This is a genomic window from Kitasatospora saccharophila (assembly GCF_039529925.1).
GTDB lineage: Bacteria > Actinomycetota > Actinomycetes > Streptomycetales > Streptomycetaceae > Kitasatospora > Kitasatospora saccharophila.
Map to the genome: position 1 here is coordinate 1 of NZ_BAAANS010000157.1, position 1007 is coordinate 1007.

At 66.9% G+C, this 1007-nt stretch carries 1 pseudogene; it reads right to left on the reverse strand.

Annotated features, from left to right (window positions below):
• Positions 1 to 17: 17 nt before the first annotated feature.
• A pseudogene (locus ABD345_RS39935) lies at positions 18 to 1007 on the reverse strand (IS5 family transposase); the annotation flags it as partial.

The window sequence follows — 1007 nt, forward strand, 5'->3', positions numbered from 1 at the left end:
CGCGTATTTGGTCGTGATCAAGTGGCGATTCTGGTGAGGTCCTTGATCCAGATCATCGCGCCTCGAAGGTGGAGGCCGGCGAGGTAGCTCGTCGGGGTCTTGTCGTAGCGCGTGGCTATGCCTCGCCAGGCCTTCATCTTGTTGATCAGGCGTTCGACGGTGTTCCGGTCCTTGTAGAGCTCGGCGTCGTGGCTGACGGGCCGACCGCCCTTGCTGCCCTTCTTCTTGCGGTTGGCGGCTTGGTCGACCTTCTCCGGGATGACGGCCTTGATGCTACGTTTGCGCAGGTGAGAGCGGTTGCCACGGGACGAATAGGCCTTGTCCCCGGCGACCGCGTCGGGCCGGGTGCGGGGACGGCCGACGGGCCCGCGAACACGAATCCTCTTCAGCACGGTGATGAACTGCGGGCTGTCGGCGGCCTGGCCCTCGGTCAGGATGAAGGCCAGCGGGCGGCACTTTCGCTCCCCGGCGATGTGGACCTTGCTGGTCTGCCCGCCCCTGGAACGTCCGAGTAGAGCTGCCCTCAAGCGGAGCTTGCGTCGACGTCGGACGCGCCGCCGCTCTTCCCGTTCCGGGTCGTCGTGCCCGTCTTGTTCCTGCGGGCCGCCCCCTTTTGCCGGGCCTTGTCCGTCTCCTCGGCGGCTTTCTCCAAGGCGGCCAGGGCGTCGGGCTCCAGGTGCATCCCGGCAGCGTCTTGATGGGCCCGGACGGTGGTGGAATCCACGCTGACCAGGGACAAGTCCACCTCGCCGCGCTTGGCGGCTTCCGCGATCGCGCCCTCCAGCAGGGCCTCGAAGACGCCGGCGTCCCTCCACTGTCGGAACCGGTTGTGGACGGTCGACCATGCACCGAACTCCCGGGGCGTCTCACGCCACTGGCTGCCGGTCTTGAAGTGCCAGATCACGCCCTCGAACTGCCGGCGCAGCCGCTCGGGATACGGACCGTACTCGCCGATCGGCAGGTACGGCTTGATGAACTCCCACTCCGCATCGGAAAGTTGCACTCGC